The 14,454-nt window shown below is 69.1% G+C and carries 17 protein-coding genes; 12 read left to right on the plus strand and 5 right to left on the minus strand.

Annotated elements, in window-relative coordinates:
* Window positions 1–55 precede the first annotated feature (55 nt).
* Window positions 56–799 (plus strand): MspA family porin, encoded by a 744-nt coding sequence (locus AC1DY7_RS22465; RefSeq protein WP_477495937.1) that lies wholly within the window; start codon window positions 56–58, stop codon window positions 797–799.
* 4 nt (window positions 800–803) lie between these two features.
* On the opposite strand, the gene AC1DY7_RS22470 is transcribed toward AC1DY7_RS22465, so the two are convergent.
* From AC1DY7_RS22470 to AC1DY7_RS22480, 3 genes are read right to left on the minus strand one after another with little or no spacing between them, the layout of a single operon-like run.
* Window positions 804–2,240, minus strand: a complete 1,437-nt coding sequence (locus tag AC1DY7_RS22470) for a neutral zinc metallopeptidase (RefSeq protein ID WP_477495938.1) — start codon at window positions 2,238–2,240, stop codon at window positions 804–806.
* A 43-nt stretch (window positions 2,241–2,283) separates the two neighbouring features.
* Window positions 2,284–4,260, minus strand: coding sequence for an ATP-dependent DNA helicase (locus tag AC1DY7_RS22475; RefSeq protein ID WP_477495939.1), 1,977 nt, complete (start codon window positions 4,258–4,260; stop codon window positions 2,284–2,286).
* Window positions 4,257–5,579, minus strand: a complete 1,323-nt coding sequence (locus AC1DY7_RS22480; protein ID WP_477495940.1) for a nicotinate phosphoribosyltransferase — start codon at window positions 5,577–5,579, stop codon at window positions 4,257–4,259. Before AC1DY7_RS22480 ends, AC1DY7_RS22475 begins: the two co-directional genes overlap by 4 nt.
* Window positions 5,580–5,645: 66 nt before the next feature.
* Between AC1DY7_RS22480 and clpS the strand changes: the two genes are divergently transcribed.
* The 11 genes from clpS (at window position 5,646) to AC1DY7_RS22535 (ending at window position 13,790) form a co-directional block, all read left to right on the plus strand.
* Entirely contained in the window at window positions 5,646–5,960 is a 315-nt protein-coding gene (gene clpS, locus AC1DY7_RS22485) for an ATP-dependent Clp protease adapter ClpS (protein ID WP_477495941.1), read from the plus strand.
* A gap of 3 nt (window positions 5,961–5,963) precedes the next feature.
* On the plus strand, window positions 5,964–6,542 hold the full coding sequence (aosR, locus tag AC1DY7_RS22490) for an oxidative stress transcriptional regulator AosR (protein ID WP_477495942.1): 579 nt from the start codon (window positions 5,964–5,966) through the stop codon (window positions 6,540–6,542).
* Window positions 6,543–6,545: 3 nt separating this feature from the next.
* On the plus strand, window positions 6,546–7,622 hold the full coding sequence (locus AC1DY7_RS22495; protein WP_477495943.1) for a P1 family peptidase: 1,077 nt from the start codon (window positions 6,546–6,548) through the stop codon (window positions 7,620–7,622).
* A 1-nt stretch (window position 7,623) separates the two neighbouring features.
* The gene (locus tag AC1DY7_RS22500; RefSeq protein WP_477495944.1) at window positions 7,624–8,040 is read left to right on the plus strand and encodes a M67 family metallopeptidase; all 417 of its coding nucleotides are present in this window, start codon (window positions 7,624–7,626) and stop codon (window positions 8,038–8,040) included.
* Between the two features lie 10 nt (window positions 8,041–8,050).
* Window positions 8,051–8,323, plus strand: coding sequence for a MoaD/ThiS family protein (locus AC1DY7_RS22505; RefSeq protein WP_477495945.1), 273 nt, complete (start codon window positions 8,051–8,053; stop codon window positions 8,321–8,323).
* Window positions 8,324–8,332: 9 nt separating this feature from the next.
* A complete protein-coding gene (locus tag AC1DY7_RS22510) occupies window positions 8,333–9,304 on the plus strand; it encodes a cysteine synthase (protein ID WP_477495946.1) in 972 nt (323 codons plus the stop codon).
* Window positions 9,264–9,977: a rhomboid family intramembrane serine protease gene (locus tag AC1DY7_RS22515; protein WP_477495947.1), complete on the plus strand. Its 714-nt coding sequence runs from the start codon at window positions 9,264–9,266 to the stop codon at window positions 9,975–9,977. Before AC1DY7_RS22510 ends, AC1DY7_RS22515 begins: the two co-directional genes overlap by 41 nt.
* A gap of 125 nt (window positions 9,978–10,102) precedes the next feature.
* Window positions 10,103–10,870, plus strand: a complete 768-nt coding sequence (locus AC1DY7_RS22520) for a cyclic nucleotide-degrading phosphodiesterase (protein ID WP_477495948.1) — start codon at window positions 10,103–10,105, stop codon at window positions 10,868–10,870.
* A 23-nt stretch (window positions 10,871–10,893) separates the two neighbouring features.
* Window positions 10,894–11,676 (plus strand): ribonuclease PH, encoded by a 783-nt coding sequence (gene rph / locus AC1DY7_RS22525; RefSeq protein WP_477495949.1) that lies wholly within the window; start codon window positions 10,894–10,896, stop codon window positions 11,674–11,676.
* The gene (rdgB, locus tag AC1DY7_RS22530; RefSeq protein ID WP_477496089.1) at window positions 11,673–12,281 is read left to right on the plus strand and encodes an RdgB/HAM1 family non-canonical purine NTP pyrophosphatase; all 609 of its coding nucleotides are present in this window, start codon (window positions 11,673–11,675) and stop codon (window positions 12,279–12,281) included. Before rph ends, rdgB begins: the two co-directional genes overlap by 4 nt.
* 57 nt (window positions 12,282–12,338) lie before the next feature.
* Window positions 12,339–13,790 (plus strand): MFS transporter, encoded by a 1,452-nt coding sequence (locus AC1DY7_RS22535; protein WP_477495950.1) that lies wholly within the window; start codon window positions 12,339–12,341, stop codon window positions 13,788–13,790.
* Here AC1DY7_RS22535 and AC1DY7_RS22540 read toward each other — a convergent pair.
* Together AC1DY7_RS22540 and AC1DY7_RS22545 are read right to left on the minus strand one after the other, a co-directional pair.
* Window positions 13,738–14,082 carry a DUF3817 domain-containing protein gene (locus AC1DY7_RS22540; RefSeq protein ID WP_477495951.1) on the minus strand — a complete coding sequence of 115 codons (345 nt, stop codon included), beginning with the start codon at window positions 14,080–14,082 and terminating at the stop codon, window positions 13,738–13,740. The genes AC1DY7_RS22535 and AC1DY7_RS22540 overlap by 53 nt on opposite strands.
* Window positions 14,079–14,438, minus strand: coding sequence for a hypothetical protein (locus tag AC1DY7_RS22545; RefSeq protein ID WP_477495952.1), 360 nt, complete (start codon window positions 14,436–14,438; stop codon window positions 14,079–14,081). Before AC1DY7_RS22545 ends, AC1DY7_RS22540 begins: the two co-directional genes overlap by 4 nt.
* Between the last annotated feature and the right edge of the window lie 16 nt (window positions 14,439–14,454).

Genomic DNA, 14,454 nt, shown 5'->3' on the forward strand with positions numbered 1-14,454 from the left:
CGCTTTTCTGAGCACACCTGGTGGCGGTGAGAACGGGATTGGGTAAGTTCCGAGAATGCCGATCCGGTCGACCGTGCTGGGCGCCTGCGCCGGGGCGCTGGTGCTGTGTGCCCCGCTATGCGTCGGGGTGGCCGGCGCCGACCCCGCCGACCCCGCGATCGAACCCGTCGCCGCCGACGCGTCACCGCCGCCCGACGGTACGCCACCGCCGCCCCCGCTCGACGACGGCAGGGTCGCCTCGGCGCCACCACAGACGTTGAAGACACCCGACGGCTGGACGCTGACCATCTCGTCCAAGGACGAGACGCAGATGCCCATCGCCCCGCTGACCACGGCCGTCTCCTCCCGCGAGTACTCCGCCGGCGGCACCTTCACCGGCCGCCTGGATGCCCCGGACGGTGAATCGCCGCGCGGCGTACTGGAGGTCGGGTTTCAGATCGGCTGCGGAATCGACATGAGCACGTCCAACGGTGTCGTGATGAACGGGTCCATCGGGTTGAACAGCGGTCTGGGCTTCAGCGGTCCGCTCGGCGCGCTGCCGACGGGCGTCGCGCCCATCTTCTCGGTCCCGATCACCGGCGGTATCGCGGTGGCCCTGAAACCCGGTCTGGTGAACACCGTCCCGGTGGTGAAGAAGGAGTTCAAAGGCCCCGACCCGTGGGTGATGGTGTCCAACTTCCACATCAAGATCGACGGGTGCGTCGGCCAGTCGTTCCTGCGCTCCTACGCCGTGCTGACCCGTTCCACCGACCAATCCGACGTCGTGCTCGGGTACTACGGGCTGACGAAGATCGTCTGAGCGCTCAGGGGAACCGCTTGAAGCAGCGGTCCTCGTCGCCGAGCACGCCGACCCGGAACGCGTCGATCCGGGAGAAGCCCGACGGCACGGACTCCCCGTTGACGTCGCTGGCGACCAGACCGTTGATGAGGATGCCGGAGACGGCTTCGTCGACGTCGCCCGCGGTCAGCTGAATGGTGTTGCCGTCCGGCGTGTTCACCTCCTGGGTCATCTTCACCGTGGCGACACCCGTGAGGCAGGCGGTCCGCAGCGCGGCCTTGGCGCTGTCGAGGGCCACGCCGCCGCGCTCATGCTGGATCGCCTGCATGTACCTGGACACCAGCACCGAGTAGGCGGTGTTGTCCCCGGTGGTCAGGCCCGTCCCGTGCTCGTCCTCGGATTGGGCACCCACCGCCTCCAGCGCGGGCAGATCCACCGACATGGTGTTGCTCGCCGGGCAGAACGTCACCGCCGCATCGGAATGCGCGTCGGGGCAGTCGGGCCGGTCGAAGGTCAGATTCGGTGGATTCTGGGGGGAGAACAGGATGCCCATCGCGTCGATGATGGACCGCACCGACTCCTCGGAGATCTGCAGTTCGCCCGACTGGTCCTCGGGCAGCAGCACCGGCAGGTCACCGCGCCGCTGCTTGATCTCGGCAGGGTCGATCGACGCGCAGGACGTGGCGCCGTCGGTGAAGCCGAACTGGAAGGCCGACACCCGTTCGAAGGCCGAGCCGTGTTCGTCCGCGCCGGCCTCGGTGTCACCCTCGTTCAGCAGCGGGTCGCGGAACGAGATCATCGCCGCCAGCAGATTGTTCAGGCCGTCGCCGGTGGACAGCGTGAATCGCTTGGAGTGGCCCTCTGCCACCCAGCGCATGTACGAACCTGCCAGGCAGTCGGCCTGCTGCTCGGAGACCAGGGTGGGGGTGGATTTGCGGACCAGACCGGCCTGCTTCTGCACCGAATGCCCGTATTCGTGGGCGAGCACCATGGTGACCGCCATGTCGCCGTTGGCCTTGCGCAGCGAGGGCATCAGCACGCCGCGGTCCCAGCCGATGGTGTTGTCGTCATGACAGAACGCCGCGTTGACCAGGTTGTAGGTGTCCGACCCGCAGAACTCGCCGTCGAAACCGTCGGCGTCCCAGGAGATCAGCTCGTCGACGGGGGTGAAGTCGCCGTCGAACGCGTCGGGGAAGGCCTGGCTCCAGAACTCTTCGATATCGCTGACCGAGCTCGCCGCCAGCCGGTCGATCTCGCCGTCGTCGGTGTCGGTCACCTCCCGGGTCGGGTCGGCGGCATCGTCGCGCAGGCCGGTGGGCCCGTCGGTGGCGGGCATCCCGGCCACCCGGAACGGGTCGGCGAACACCGATACCGCGTTGCCCTGCAAGGTATGTGCACACGAGGTCACCAGCAGCAGCACGCACGCGGCGAACACGGTCGCAACCAACCGTCGGCGATTCATGACCGAAAGAATAGGTGAACGCCCGGCAGGTGGGGCGGGGAAATCACCCGCCGTGCAGACGCTGCAGCGCCGCGATGACCCGATCGGTATCCGTCGTCGCCCAGAACGGCGGCAGCGACGAGCGTAGGTAACCGCCGTACCGGGCGGTCGCCATCCGGGAATCGAGGATCGCGACGACACCCCGATCGTCGACGCGGCGCAGCAACCGGCCTGCGCCCTGAGCCAGCAGCAGGGCGGCGTGACTGGCCGCCACCGCCATGAATCCGTTGCCGCCGCGCGCGGCGATGGCCCGCTGCCGCGCCGTGAGCAGCGGGTCGTCGGGCCGCGGGAACGGGATGCGGTCGATGATCACCAGGGACAGCGACGGCCCCGGCACGTCGACGCCCTGCCACAGCGACAGCGTGCCGAACAGCGACGTCGCGGCGTCATCGCTGAACCGCTGGACGAGGGTCGCGGTGGAATCCTCGCCCTGGCACAGCACCGGGGTGTCCAACCGCGCGGCCATCGCCTCGGCGGTGGCCTTGGCCGCGCGCATCGAGGAGAACAATCCGAGCGTGCGCCCGCCGGCGGCGGTGATGAGCGTGGCGATCTCGTCGAGCTGGGCCGGGGAGGTGCCGTCGCGCCCCGGCGCGGGCAGATGCTTGGCCACATAGAGGATGCCGGACTTGGCGTGCTCGAACGGGGAGCCGACATCCATTCCCCGCCAAGGACTTCCGTCCTCACCGGCCAGTCCCCAGCCCGCGGCCATCGCCTCGAAGTTGCCGCCGAGGGTCAGCGTTGCCGAGGTCAGCACCACAGTCGAACGCGCAAAGATCCTGGTGCGCAACAGTCCTGACACCGACAGCGGCGCCACCCGCAGCATCGCCCGCTTCCCGTTGTTGCGGGTCTCCTCGTGTTCCAGCCACACCACGTCGCGCCGGTCGGGGATGGCGGGCACGAACGAATCCAGGATGCGCGAGGCGATGTCGCCGATCTCGGTCACCGCGGTGACCGCCTCGGTCCGCGCCGCGGCGGCCTGGGGATCGGTGGGCGTGGTGTCGATGGCCGAGCGGATCGCGTGCGCGGCGTCCCGCACGGCGGTCAGGTAGGTGGCCAGCTCCTCGTCGAGGAAGTCGATGCGGCCCGGCTCGCCGTCGTGGATGGCCGAGGCCAGAATCGATCCCGCGGCGTCCAGCCGGTCGGCCAGTTCGGCGTCGACGAGGCGCCCGATGCGGCGCTGCGCGGCGCCGAGCAGGGTGGCCGACAGTTCACCGGTGGCCACCCCGGTCACCCGGTCGACGAGTTCGTGGGCCTCGTCGACCACCAGGTAGTCGTGCTCGGGCAGCACCGAGGCGTCGGCGATGGCGTCGATGGCCAGCAGCGCGTGGTTGGTGACGACGATGTCGGCGGTGCCCGCCTTGCCCCTGGCGCGCTCGGAGAAGCAGTCGGTGCCGAACGGGCAGCGGGACACGCCGATGCATTCGCGCGCGGAGACGCTGACCTGACTCCAGGACCGGTCCGGCACCCCGGGCACCACTTCGTCGCGGTCGCCGGTCTCGGTATCGGACGACCATGCGGTCAGCCGTTTGACGTCGCGGCCCAGGGCGGTCGCGGCGACCGGGTCGAACAGCTCCTCCTGTGGCCGGTCCTCGGCCGGGTCGGTGTTGGCGCCGTTGTGAATCTTGTTCAGGCACAGATAGTTTCCGCGGCCCTTCAGCAGGGCGAAGGTGGGCTTGCGCGGCAGCGCGGGGGCCAGCGCGTCGGCCAGCCTGGGCAGGTCGCGGTCGACCAGCTGACGCTGCAGGGCGATCGTGGCGGTGGACACCACCACCGGGGCGTGCCCGGCGGCGGCGCGCGCGATGGAGGGCACCAGATATGCCAGCGACTTACCGGTTCCGGTGCCGGCCTGCACCGCGAGGTGCTCGCCGGTGTCGAAGGACTGTGCCACCGCCTCGGCCATCTCGATCTGGCCGGTGCGCTGGGCGCCGCCGAGCGCGGTGACCGCGGTGGCGAGCAGGTCGCTGACCGGGGTGCCGGTCACGTGGGTGGGGCATGCCGGGTGGGTACGGCCGGGTCGCCCTTCGACAACCCGAGTCCGTCCCACGGCAAGCTGAGCAGGCCGGCCGCCACCCGCTCGCGAGCGGCCGCCAGGTCGGTGTCCCCGTCGACGCGCACACCCGCGCGCACCAGGTCGACCGTCAGCGGTCGGGCGGTCAGGCTGCCGCCGGTCTCGGGCGGGTGGCCGACCCGGTAGACGACTTCTTCGACGACCGTGCCGGAGGGTTTTGCCAGCCGCAGCGCCGCCTTGCGGCCACCGTGAGATTCCTTGTGCGCGCTGCGTTTCTGCACGGGACGACCGTCGACCTCGACCAGTTTGTAGACCATGCCCGCGGTGGGGGCGCCCGATCCCGTCACCAGTGAGGTGCCGACCCCGTAGCTGTCGACGGGTTCGGCGCGCAGTGCAGCGATGGCGAATTCGTCGAGATCACTGGAGACGACGATCTTGGTACCGGTGGCGCCGAGACCGTCGAGTTGGTCGCGGACCTGCCGGACGAGCACGCCCAGATCACCGGAGTCGATGCGGACCGCACCCAGTTCGGGCCCGGCCACGGCGATCGCGTTCGCCACCCCGGTGGTGATGTCGTAGGTGTCCACCAACAACGTGGTGTCGACACCGAGCGCGTCGACCTGCGCGCGAAAGGCCGCCTGCTCATCCGGGCCGTCTTCGGTGGTGTGCAGCAGGGTGAAGGCGTGCGCGCTGGTCCCCAGGGCGGGGACGCCGTAGGTGCGTTGGGCGGCCAGGTTGGACGTGCCCGCGAAACCGGCGATCCAGGCGGCCCGGGCGGCGGCGATCGCGGCCTGCTCATGGGTGCGCCGCGAGCCCATCTCGATCAGCGGGCGGCCGACGGCGGCGCTCACCATCCGGGCGGCGGCCGACGCGATGGCGCTGTCGTGGTTGAGGATCGACAGGACAAGGGTTTCCAGGATGACGCACTCGGCGAAGGTGCCGTGCACCGACAGCACGGGGGACTCCGGGAAGAACAGCTCGCCCTCCGGGTAGCCGTCCACGTCACCGGCGAAGCGGTAGCCCGCCAGATAGTCCAGGGTGGCCGCATCGAGGAACCCGGCGACCGACGCCAGGGCGCCGTCGTCGAAGGTGAAGTCCGCCAGCGCGTCCAGGAACCGGCCCGTCCCCGCGACCACGCCGTAGCGCCGGCCTTCGGGCAGCCGGCGGGCGAACACCTCGAACGTGCAGCGGCGGTGTGCGGAGGCGTCCCGCAATGCCGCCGCGAGCATGGTCAGCTCGTACTTGTCCGTCAACAGCGCGGTACTGGCGCGCTGCTCCTCGCTGGTCCTCACGTAGGCCACCGTATCTGCACCATTCCGATTCTCAGGGTTGGAACGCGCCCCGGTATCGTGACCCCCATGGTTACCCCAGCGCGGACTCGTCCGGGTACCCGTGAGGAGAAGAAGGCCGACACCGGTCGTGAGGAAGACGCCGCGACCGACAGTCCCTGGGTGACGATCGTCTGGGATGACCCGGTCAACCTGATGTCCTACGTGACGTACGTCTTCCAGAAGTTGTTCGGCTACAGCGAACCGCACGCGACCAAGTTGATGCTCGCGGTGCACAACGAGGGCAAAGCGGTCGTGTCGGCGGGCAGCCGCGAATCCATGGAGGTCGACGTGACGAAACTGCACTCGGCCGGCCTCTGGGCGACGATGCAGCAGGACCGCTGAGCGGTGCGTAAATGGAAGCGGGTGGACGGTCCCGCCGGCCCGCGATTCAGGTCGTCCCTGGCCGCCCACGAGGCGGCGCTGCTGCGCAACCTGGTGACATCGATGGCCGACATGCTCGCCGACCGCGAGTCTTCGGCCCCGTCCGACGAGTTGGCCGACCTCACCGGCATCCGGACCGGCCATTCGCAGGCACCCGAGGACGACACGATGAAACGGCTGCTGCCGGATTTCTATCGGTCGCGCAGCGAGCACCCGGCCGGTGCCACCGCCGCGGAGAGCCTCAATCGCGCGCTGCGCAGCCTGCATGAGCCCACCATCATCGACGCCAAACGTGAAGCGGCACAACGGCTTTTGGCTACGCTGCCGGAGGGTGGCGGAAAGTTCGAGCTGTCCGAGTCCGACGCGCAAGCCTGGGCCTCGTCGGTCAACGACGTGCGGCTGGCGCTGGGCACCATGCTCGATATCGGTCCCGACGGGCTTGACCATCTGCCGCCCGAGCATCCGATGGCCGGCCATGTCGACGTCTATCAGTGGCTGACGGTGTTGCAGGAGTATCTGGTGCTCGGAATGATGGGCCGCTGAACGATGACCGGCGGGCAGGAGCGCTGCGACCGGGGCATCAAACCCGGTTCCATCACCGACGTGGCGGGCATCCTCGTCGGCCACCACGACCGCATCGACACGGACGCCACGCTGGGCAGCGGATGGGCGTGTGGCACCACCGTGGTGGTGGCGCCGCCGGGCACCACGGCCGCGGTGGACTGCCGCGGCGGTGCACCCGGTAGCCGCGAGACCGATCTGCTCGACCCCTCCAACAGCGTCCGGCACGTCGACGCCGTGGTGCTCACCGGCGGCAGCGCCTACGGACTGGCCACCGCCGACGGGGTGATGACCTGGCTGGAGGAACGCGACCGCGGGGTGGTGATGGACGGCGGCGTCGTACCGATCGTGCCCGCCGCGGTCATCTTCGATCTGCCCGTCGGGGGCTGGGCCTGCCGGCCGACCGCCGAGTTCGGTTACGCCGCGGCGCAGGCGGCCACCGAGCAGGTCGCCACCGGCAACGTCGGTGCCGGGGCGGGCGCGCGGGCCGGTGTGCTCAAGGGCGGGCTCGGCACCGCGTCGGTGACGCTGCCCGATCTCGGTGTGACGGTGGGGGCGGTCGTCGCCGTCAACTCCGGGGGCAACGTGATCGACCCGGGCACCGGGCTGCCCTGGATGGCCGACCTGATCGCCGAGTTCGGGCTGACGGCGCCGCCCGCCGAGGAGATCGCGGCCTTCGCGGCGCTGGACAAGAAGAGCGGTCCGCTGAACACCACCATTGCCGTCGTCGCCACGGATGCGGCGATCAGCCCGGCGGGCTGCCGCCGCATCGCCATCGCGGCCCAGGACGGACTTGCCCACACCATCCGCCCGGCGCACACTCCGGTGGATGGCGATACCGTGTTCGCGCTGGCCACCGGCGCGGTGCAGGTGCCGCCCTCGGACAAGGTGCCGACGGCCATGTCGCCCGAGACGGCGCTGCTGACCGCGATCGGCGCCGCCGCGGCGGACTGCCTGGCGCGGGCGGTGCTGGTCGGTGTGCTGGCAGCCGAGTCGGTCGCCGGAATACCGACGTACCGCGGCCTGTTGCCCGGAGCATTCCCACGACGAACGGAGACCTGACGTGCTGGTGATCCGCGCCGACCTGGTGGACGCCATGGTCACCCACGCGCGCGCCGACCACCCCGACGAGGCGTGTGGCGTGATCGCCGGACCGGAGGGTTCGGATCGCCCTGAGCGTTTTGTCCAGATGGTGAATGCGGAGCGGTCGCCGACGTTCTACCGGTTCGATTCGGGCGAGCAGCTCAAGGTGTGGCGCCAGATGGACGACAACGACGAGGTCCCCGTCGTCATCTACCACTCGCACACCGCCACCGAGGCGTACCCGAGCCGCACCGACATCTCGTTCGCATCCGAACCGGATGCGCACTACGTTCTCGTGTCGACCCGTGATCCCGAGGAGCACGAGTTGCGCAGCTACCGGATCGTCGACGGGATCGTCACCGAGGAACCTGTCACCATCGTTGAGCAGTACGGATAAAGGAGTCACCGTGTCAGTAACCGTCTCGATCCCCACCATCCTGCGCCCGCACACCGGCGGCGAGAAGCGCGTCAGCGCCAGCGGCGACACCCTGGGTGCCGTCCTGAACGACCTCGAGGCCAACCACGCCGGCATCGCCGAGCGCCTGGTGGACAACGGAAAGCTGCACCGCTTCGTCAACATCTACGTCAACGACGAGGACGTGCGTTTCTCGGGCGGCCTGGATACCCCGATCGCCGAGGGCGACTCGGTGACGATCCTGCCCGCCGTAGCAGGCGGGTGAGTCGGAGGCATGACTCGTTACGACTCGCTGCTGCAGGCTCTGGGCAACACGCCCCTGGTCGGGCTGCAGCGGCTCTCCCCACGCTGGGACGATGACCAGAACGGTCCGCACGTCCGGCTGTGGGCCAAGCTCGAAGACCGCAACCCGACCGGGTCCATCAAGGACCGCCCCGCGCTGCGGATGATCGAGCAGGCCGAGCGGGACGGGTTGATCAAACCGGGGGACACGCTGCTGGAGCCGACCAGTGGCAACACCGGCATCTCGCTGGCGATGGCCGCGCTGCTCAAGGGCTACCGGCTGATCTGTGTGATGCCGGAGAACACCTCGATCGAGCGCCGTCAGCTGCTCGAGCTGTACGGCGCCAAGATCATCTACAGCGCCGCCGAGGGCGGTTCCAACACCGCCGTCGCGACCGCCAAAGACCTTGCCGCGCAAAACCCTTCATGGGTGATGCTGTACCAGTACGGCAACCCGGCCAATGCGGCCGCACACTACGAGGGCACCGGACCCGAACTGCTCGCGGACCTGCCCGAGATCACCCACTTCGTCGGCGGGCTGGGCACCACCGGCACGTTGATGGGCACCGGCCGCTTCCTGCGCGAGCAGGTGCCCGGGGTGCAGATCGTGGCAGCCGAGCCGCGCTACGGCGAGGGTGTCTATGCGCTGCGCAACATCGACGAGGGCTTCGTGCCCGAACTGTACGACCCCGAGGTGCTGACGACGCGTTTCTCGGTGGGGGCGTTCGACGCCGTCAAGCGGACCCGCGAGATCGTCGAAGTGGAGGGCATCTTCGCGGGCATCTCGACGGGCGCGATCCTGCATGCCGCACTCGGGATGGCAGCCAAGGCGATCAAGGCGGGTGAGCGCGCCGACATCGCGTTCACGGTGTGTGATGCCGGGTGGAAGTACCTGTCCACCGGCGCCTACGCCGGTAGCCTGGATGATGCCGAGGACGCATTGGAAGGGCAACTATGGGCTTGACGGAGTTTCCGTGACACTCCCCGTTGCACCGCAGCAGAAGAAGCCCGCCGACTGGAAGCTCGGCGGCGCGACGGTGCTGGGATTCGTGGCGCTGCTGTATGTCATCGAGGCCGTCGACGCCACGGTGTTCCGTGGCCGACTCGATCAGGACGGCATTCAGCCGCTGCGCACCGACGGGCTCTGGGGCATCCTGTGGGCCCCGCTGCTGCACAACGGGTGGCCGCACCTGATCGCCAACACCGTGCCTGCCCTGATCTTCGGTTTTCTCGCCAGCCTGTCCGGTTTTGGACGTTTTCTCGGCGCCACCGGCATCATCTGGGTCCTCGGCGGGCTGGGCACGTGGCTCATCGGGAACCTCGGTGCCCACTGCCCCTATGTAGGCGTGCAGTGCACCACGACTCACATCGGCGCATCGGGTCTGATCATGGGCTGGCTGACGTACGTCATCGTGCTCGGGTTCTTCACCCGATCGGTATGGCAGATCCTCGTCGGCGTGGTCGTGGCGTTCATCTATGGCGGCGTGCTGCTCGGTGTGCTGCCGGGCACCCCGGGCGTCTCGTGGCAGGGCCACCTGTGCGGGGCACTGGCGGGCATCTTCGCCGCGTATCTGCTCTCCGGCCGCGAACGCAAAGCCAGGGAACGGCGCAAGAGCGCTGCCCCGCTGGGCAGCTGACCGTCAGGTTTGCTGGCGTGGCCGAGGTGCGGTCCGGGTCACTGCGCGCAGGTGAGAATGAATCTTGTCGCGAATTGCGGTGATGCTTTCGTCGCCCGGATAGCAGACGTGGCAAGCTAGACGATGTGCGAATCACCGTACTGGGTTGTTCCGGCAGTGTTGTCGGGCCCGATTCGCCGGCGTCCGGTTACCTGCTGACCGAACCCGACACCACGCCGATGGTCATCGACTTCGGCGGCGGAGTGCTGGGCGCGCTTCAGCGGCACGCAGACCCCGGCGCGGTGAACGTCCTGCTCTCACACCTGCACGCCGACCATTGCCTGGACATGCCGGGATTGTTCGTCTGGCGCCGGTATCACCCCTCACCGCCCAAGGGCCGGGCCCTGCTCTACGGTCCGACGCACACCTGGGAGCGACTCGGTGCAGCGTCATCTCCCGAAGGCGGGGAGATCGACGACATCTCCGACATCTTCGACGTGCAGTCGTGGGTGGACGGGCAGCCCGTTCAGTTGGGCGCCCTGACCGTGGAACCGCGCCTGGTGTGTCATCCGACCGAGTCCTACGGCATGCGCTTCACCGACCGCGACGGCGTCACCTTCGCCTACAGCGGCGACACCGGCATCTGCGATGCCGTCGTCGAACTGGCCCGCGGGGTCGACGTCTTCCTGTGCGAGGCGTCCTGGACCCACGCCCCGGACCGCCCACCGAAACTGCACCTGTCCGGAACCGAGGCCGGTCAGATCGCCGCCCGCGCCGGCGTCGGCGAACTGCTGCTCACCCACATCCCGCCGTGGACCGCCCGCGAGGACGTCATCAGCGAGGCGAAGGCCGAATTCGACGGCCCCGTGCACGCCGTCGTGTGCGGCGAGACCATCGACATCACGCGCCGTTAGCGCCACCCGTTAGGGTTGGGCCCGTGTCCAGACGAGAAGACGGCAGGCTTGACGACGAGCTGAGGCCGGTGGTGATCACCCGCGGCTTCACCGCTCATCCCGCGGGATCGGTATTGGTCGAATTCGGGCAGACCCGTGTCATGTGCACGGCGTCGGTCACTGAAGGTGTGCCGCGCTGGCGCAAGGGATCCGGGCTGGGCTGGCTGACCGCCGAGTACGCGATGCTGCCCGCCGCGACCCACACCCGTTCCGACCGCGAATCGGTCAAGGGCCGCGTCGGTGGACGCACCCAGGAGATCAGCCGCCTCATCGGCCGGTCGCTGCGCGCCTGCATCGACCTGCGCGCGCTGGGGGAGAACACCATCGCCATCGACTGCGATGTGCTGCAGGCCGACGGCGGCACCCGGACCGCGGCCATCACCGGTGCCTACGTCGCGCTCTCCGACGCCATCACCTACCTCTCTGCGGCCGGCAAGCTCTCCGATCCGCGACCGCTGTCCTGCGCCATCGCCGCGGTGTCGGTCGGCGTCGTCGACGGTCGCGTGCGGACCGACCTGCCCTACACCGAGGACTCCCGCGCCGAGGTGGACATGAACGTCGTCGCCACCGACACCGGCACGCTGGTCGAGGTGCAGGGCACCGGCGAGGGCGCGACCTTCCCGCGTTCCACCCTGGACAAGCTGCTCGACGCCGCGCTCGCCGCGTGCGATCAGCTGTTCGCGCTGCAGAAGGCGGCGCTGGAACTGCCGTATCCCGGTGTGCTGCCCGAGCCGACCGGCCCCGCGAAGAAGGCGTTCGGAAGCTGAGCAGGCTACTGGTCGCCTCGCGCAACGCGAAGAAACTGGCCGAACTGCGGCGCGTGCTCGACGCCGCCGGTGTCTCCGGGCTGGAACTGCTGTCCCTGGATGACGTGCCCGCGTTCGACGAGGCACCCGAGACCGGCGCGACGTTCGAGGAGAACGCGGTGGCCAAGGCCCGGGATGCGTTCGCCGCGACCGGCATCCCGGCGGTGGCCGACGATTCCGGCCTGGCCGTCGATGCACTGAACGGGATGCCCGGGGTGCTGTCCGCCCGCTGGGCCGGCCGGCACGGTGACGACGTGGCCAACCTCGAACTGCTGCTGGCGCAGCTGGGTGATGTGCCCGACGAACGCCGGGGCGGGGCGTTCGTGTCGGCGTGCGCCTTGGTTTTCGGCCCCGGGGGGGAAAAAGAGGTGGTGGTGCGCGGCGAGTGGCCCGGCGCCATCGCTCGCGCGCCGCGCGGTGACGGCGGTTTCGGCTACGACCCGATCTTCGTGCCCGTCGGCTCGACGCGTTCGGCGGCTGAACTGAGCCCCGCGGAGAAGGACGCGGCCTCGCACCGCGGCCGGGCGCTGGCCCTGCTGGTGCCGGCGCTGCGCGCGCTCACGTAGCGTTCCTCGCCGTCCGAGAATTTTGCATAGGACAACTAACGTGTAATGCTCGCGGCTGTGAGTACACGCGGCTGGGGTTCGACACATCCCCGCGTCCTCATCGGAGTGTTGTCCGCGGCGGGCATCAGTGTCTCGCTGATGCAGACGTTGATCATCCCGCTGATCCCGGAACTGCCGAAGCTGCTGGCCACCAGTCCCGCGAATGCGTCGTGGGCCATCACCGCGACGCTGTTGACGGCGGCCGTGGCGACGCCGGTATTCGGCAGGCTGGGCGATATCTACGGTCCCAAACGGGTCCTGATCGCGTGCGCGATCCTGCTGACCGCGGGGTCACTGGTGTGCGCGGTGACATCATCGCTGATCCCGTTCATCGCCGGCCGCGGCCTTCAGGGCCTCGCGATTCCCATCATCCCGCTGGGCATCAGCGTGCTGCGTGCTTCGGTCCCGGCCGAAAAGGTCGGCTCCGCAATGGGTTTGATGAGCTCGTCGCTCGGAGTGGGCGGCGCGCTCGGATTGCCGCTGTCGGCGGCCATCGCCCAGCACTTCAATTGGCATGCGTTGTTCTGGGTGGCCGCGGGGCTCGGTGTCGGCGCCCTGGCACTGTTCGTCTTCCTGGTGCCGTCGGTGCCCCCCACCTCCAACGACCGCCTGGATCCCCTCGGCGCGATCCTGCTCGCCGCGGGTCTGGTGACGCTGCTGCTGGGCATCACGAAGGGCCGCGCGTGGGGCTGGACGTCGGTGACGACGGTGGGCATGTTCGCCGCGTCCGTGGTGGTGCTCGCCTTGTTCGCGGTGTGGCAGCTGCGTTTCGACTCACCGATCGTCGACCTGCGAACGACGGTCCGCCGCCCCGTGCTGACCACCAACATCGCGTCGATCGGCGTCGGGTTCGCCATGTTCGGACTGTCGCTCATCGCGCCGCAGATTCTCGAGCTACCCGCCGACACCGGTTACGGACTCGGGATGAGCATGCTCGAAGCCGGCCTCTGGATGGCGCCGGGCGGGCTGGCGATGATGGTGACCGCACCCGTCGCGGCGCGCGTCATGGGCGCACGCGGACCCCGCTTCACCCTGTTCGTCGGCTGCGCCATCATCGCGGGCGGCTATCTGGGCGGGCTCTGGCTGCTCGGCGGCGGACCACAGGTGATGGCCCTCAACGTGGTGGTGAGCGTCGGGGTGGGCTTCGCGTATGCGTCCATGCCCACCTTGATCAACGCGGCCGTGCCGATCTCGGAGACCGCTGCGGCCAACGGCATCAACGCGTTGGCGCGCTCGCTGGGAACCTCGATTTCCAGTGCGGTCCTCGGCGCGGTGATGGCCGGCCTCACCATGTCGGTGGGCGGGCACGACGTGCCATCTCTGGAAGCGTTCCGGACCGCGCTGCTGATCGCCGCTGGTGTGGCGGCGCTGGCCGCGGTGCTCGCGCTGCTGATCCCGGTCGAGCGACCCGCACCAGCTACAGCCCGAAGCGCTTCTTCACGTCTTGCGTCTGGAAGTGCTCGACGATGATGCCGAGCAGCGGCACCGTGCCGGAGATCAGGGTGCCGATGGCGCGGCCGATGGGCCAGCGGGCCTTGACCGCCAGGTTCGCGGTGCAGAGCAGGTAGACGAAGTACACCCAGCCGTGCACGATGCCGATCCAGCTCAGTGACGCGTCCTGGAACACGTACTTCATCACCATCTCGTAGCAGAGCGCGATCAGCCAGATGCCCGTCGCCCAGGCCATCACGCGGTAGCTCAGCAGCGCCTTGCGGATGGAATCGACGGAGGCGGCCGAGGCCGGCGTTTCGGGAGTGCTCATTCGGTGGGTTCCTTATCTGTCTTCGCAAGGTCGGCGAGGTAGGCGTTGTACTCGCGCAGGGTGGGATCGTCATCCGTCGGCGCCACCTTGGGCCGCTCCGGGAGTAGGCCGGCGGGGATCTCGCTGTCGGGCTTGGGCTCGGCCGGCGGTGCTTCCTCCAGGCGGACGAACTTGTAGTACGCGTACACGCAGAAGCCGGCGAACATCGGCCACTGCAGCGCATAGCCCAGGTTCTGGAAGGTGCCCGAGGCCGACTCGAATCGGGTCCATTGCCACCACGCCAGCAGCAGGCAACCGACGGCGCCGAGGATCACCAGCGCGATGAGCGCCGGCCTCCTACGCCGTGTAGTGGACATGGGTCAACGTTACCGT

Source organism: Mycobacterium sp. P2_H7, from assembly GCF_056403275.1.